3 protein-coding genes are annotated in these 3,704 nt (G+C 49.5%); all 3 read left to right on the plus strand.

Going from position 1 to position 3,704, the window contains the following annotated elements:
- Positions 1-187 precede the first annotated feature (187 nt).
- The 3 genes from clpS to aat are packed head-to-tail and all read left to right on the plus strand — an operon-like array spanning position 188 to position 3,435.
- Positions 188-502, plus strand: coding sequence for an ATP-dependent Clp protease adapter ClpS (gene clpS, locus PKH29_12645; protein HNX15687.1), 315 nt, complete (start codon positions 188-190; stop codon positions 500-502).
- Positions 499-2,775 carry an ATP-dependent Clp protease ATP-binding subunit ClpA gene (gene clpA / locus PKH29_12650; GenBank protein ID HNX15688.1) on the plus strand — a complete coding sequence of 759 codons (2,277 nt, stop codon included), beginning with the start codon at positions 499-501 and terminating at the stop codon, positions 2,773-2,775. Before clpS ends, clpA begins: the two co-directional genes overlap by 4 nt.
- Positions 2,776-2,784: 9 nt before the next feature.
- On the plus strand, positions 2,785-3,435 hold the full coding sequence (aat, locus tag PKH29_12655) for a leucyl/phenylalanyl-tRNA--protein transferase (protein ID HNX15689.1): 651 nt from the start codon (positions 2,785-2,787) through the stop codon (positions 3,433-3,435).
- The last annotated feature ends 269 nt before the right edge of the window (positions 3,436-3,704 follow it).

The following is a 3,704-nucleotide window of genomic DNA, read 5'->3' on the forward strand; positions in this document are numbered from 1 at the left end:
CAGCTAAGATATTATTGACATAAAAGACATGGTTTCATATACTTTAACCCACAAAAGGGAAATTTTTATCAAAATCAAATACATAAGGTCTGCAAGAAATGATCTCGCTGTCTCCCGTATCCTGCCTTTGCTTTTGACCGTAGAATATTTCTGCACATACTATAAAGATTGACGTGTCCGGATGGTTATGAACGAAGAAAAAATTCAATCAGACGAAAATGTTGCCGAAAAAGAGAAGCTGAAGACTGAAGAGCCCTCTCTCTATCGGGTCATCCTTCTTAATGATGACTATACAACCATGGAATTTGTGATTCATGTGCTGGAGACAGTGTTCCACAAGCCGCTTCCCGAGGCTACCCGGATAATGCTGAATGTACATAAAAATGGGGTTGGTCTGTGCGGTGTTTACACGCATGAGATTGCCGAAACAAAGGTAGCTGAAGTGCATGCAATGGCGGCCGAAAATCAATTCCCGCTGAAATGCACGATGGAGAAAGAATGATCAATAAAGAGTTGAGCCTGATGCTGGATGCGACTTTCCAGGATGCAAAGAACCGGCGCCATGAATACCTTACTACTGAACATATCCTGTTCGCGCTCGTACATGACGAGCTCGGCATAGACATCATAACGGGCTGTGGTGGCGATGTCGTCAGGATAAAGGAAGCCATCGAGGCATTTTTCGCCAGGAACATACCCACGCTGCCGCCGGGGAAGAGCTCGGAACCTGTGCCTGCCCTCGGCTTCCATAGGGTTATCCAGCGGGCCATAACCCATATCCAGTCGGCGGAAAAGGCGGAGGTCGAAGCAGGCGATCTGTTGGCAGCGCTTTACGGTGAACCCGATTCCTTTGCCGTGCATTTTCTTGAACAGGAAGGCATCTCACGTCTTGATGTGCTGAATTATATATCCCACGGCAGCGCGGGCTTAAGCAGGTTTCAACAGCACGAATCGCCGTCTGAAGAACCGACTCGCGAATCAGCCCCCGGCCAAACGGAGCCGAAGCGGCCCGTGTCGCAAGATCCCTTGAAACTCTATACCATTAACCTGAATGAAAAGGCTGCCGCAGGAGAGATAGATCCGCTGGTAGGCCGTGAAGACGAGCTTAAGCGTACCATACAGGTGCTCTGCAGGCGCCGGAAAAACAATATCGTGTTCGTCGGTGAACCGGGTGTCGGCAAGACCGCGCTTGTTGAAGGTCTTGCGCTGAATATTCACCGGGGTTCCGTCCCTGATCCGCTCAAGGATACGACCATTTACTCGCTCGACATGGGAGCGTTGCTTGCAGGCACAAAATACCGGGGCGATTTCGAGGCACGCTTGAAGGCCACTATAAAGGATCTTGTAAAGATTACCGGCGGCATACTCTTCATTGATGAGATTCATACTATTGTCGGAGCGGGAGCAACAAGCGGCGGTTCGATGGATGCATCGAACATATTGAAGCCGGTACTGAATTCCGGCAGACTGCGCTGCATCGGCGCCAGTACGTATGAGGAATTTAAAAACCATTTCGAGAAAGATCGCGCCCTTTCAAGGCGGTTCCAGAAGATAGAAATTTACGAGCCCACCATAGAGGAAACGGTTGATATATTGAAAGGTCTGCGTTCCTATTATGAGGAGTTCCATGGTGTCCGTTATACAGACTCTGCAATCAAGACTGCCGCCGAACTTTCCGCAAAATATATAAACGAAAAATTTATGCCGGACAAGGCCATTGACGTGATAGACGAGGCAGGTGCCACGCGAAAGCTGCGAGGCTGCGGCAAAGGAAAACTTGTGGTCGGTGTAAAAGAAATCGAGGGCATTGTCGCCCATATCGCCAGGATACCCTCCCTGAACATATCCGCGTCCGATACAGAGAAATTGAAGGATCTGGAAGCGGAACTGAAAGCTGCGGTCTTTGGACAGGACAGCGCCATCCATTCGCTGGTCTCTGCCATCAAGAGATCGCGCGCCGGGCTTGGCATTCCCGAGAGGCCGATTGGCGCCTTCCTCTTCGCGGGGCCGACGGGTGTCGGCAAGACGGAAGTCTCAAAGCAAATGGCAAACGTGCTCGGTGTAAAATTCATCCGCTTTGATATGAGCGAATATATGGAAAAGCATACTGTATCGAGGCTAATAGGAGCGCCCCCGGGCTATGTCGGTTTTGACCAGGGCGGCATGCTGACCGATGAGATAAGGAAACATCCATACTCCGTGCTGCTGCTCGATGAGATCGAAAAAGCGCACCCCGACATCTTCAGCATATTGCTGCAAGTGATGGATTACGCTACACTGACGGACAATAATGGGAAGAAGGCCGACTTCCGCAATGTCATCCTCATAATGACGTCCAATGCGGGCGCAAAAGAGATGGATATGGGCGCCATAGGATTCGGCGACAGAAAAGCCGATGCCAGATCAAAAGGCGGCGAGGCGATAAAAAAACTCTTTAACCCTGAATTTAGAAACCGGCTGGACGCGATCATTACCTTCAACTCGCTCACTCCTGCAGTTATGAAAAAGGTAGTCGATAAATTTATCAGTGACCTGGGCAGGCAGCTCGGGGGGAAAAAGGTGAAGATAGAAGTTACCGATGCCGCCAGGAACTGGCTTACCGAAAATGGGTACGACGATAAATTCGGCGCAAGGCCTCTGTCGAGGCTTATTCAGACGGAGATCAAAGATGCCCTCTCCGAGGAACTGCTTTTCGGTAAATTGAAAAAGGGCGGCAGTGTAACGGTTGACCATAAAGAAGGACGCCTCGAATTCAATTATCGCCCTCTTGATTAAATTAACAGCATGACCGTTTACAGATTGACCAAAGAACTCGTTTTTCCGCCGCCCGAACTGGCCGACGACGACGGCTTGCTCGCCGTTGGCGGCGATCTGAGCGTTGACCGGCTGGTGCTCGCCTATTCGATGGGGATCTTCCCCTGGTATTCCAGCAAATCTCCCGTTCTCTGGTGGTCGCCTGATCCCCGCATGGTCTTATTTCCGAAAGAACTGAAGGTCTCGCGCACCCTGCGACAGACTATGAAAAAAGGCATTTATCGCATCACAACCAATGCCGCTTTTGAAGATGTCATCAGCAACTGTGCCACCATAGCCAGAAAGGGAGAAAACGGCACATGGATAACCGATGATATGATAGAGGCATATATTCGCCTGCACAAGGCCGGTTATGCCCACTCCGTCGAGGCATGGGACGGCGCTGAACTTGCCGGCGGCCTCTATGGAATAGTGATGGGCAAGGTGTTCTTCGGTGAATCGATGTTCGCCAAAAAGAGCGACGCGTCAAAGGTTGCCTTTGCCACTTATGCCGTACAGCTTGCGGAAAAGGGATTTGAACTGATCGACTGCCAGGTGACCACGGAACATATGAAAAGATTCGGCGCAAGAGAAATCACACTTGCCGAGTTTATCAAACATTTAAGAAAAGCCCTGCATTAACTAAATCTCTATCGCCAATAAACAATGGTTCAAAATTTTTCTCCCCTGCTTTTGACGCAGAATTTTTCATTCCTGTAGGCAGAGCAAAAAGTGCAACGATTATGCGAGGGTCAGATTAACCGATCAAGGCAGATCAAGAGGTCAAATCTGCTATTAACTTATATACGGCAATAAGTAAGAGCGTCGCGGCATTGTTTCCGTTTTCAATGGGCCAAATTGTCTGCTGATACGATAAACAAAGAAGGCCTGCTGGAAATCATCAAAAAATT

This window comes from Oscillospiraceae bacterium (assembly GCA_035353335.1).
Taxonomy (GTDB): domain Bacteria; phylum Bacillota; class Clostridia; order Oscillospirales; family JAKOTC01; genus DAOPZJ01.

Excerpts from the sequence above, each read along its gene's own strand:
- clpS (HNX15687.1), top strand. The coding sequence starts at position 188 with ATGAACGAAGAAAAAATTCAATCAGACGAAAATGTTGCCGAAAAAGAG.
- clpA (HNX15688.1), top strand. The coding sequence starts at position 499 with ATGATCAATAAAGAGTTGAGCCTGATGCTGGATGCGACTTTCCAGGAT.
- aat (HNX15689.1), top strand. The coding sequence starts at position 2,785 with ATGACCGTTTACAGATTGACCAAAGAACTCGTTTTTCCGCCGCCCGAA.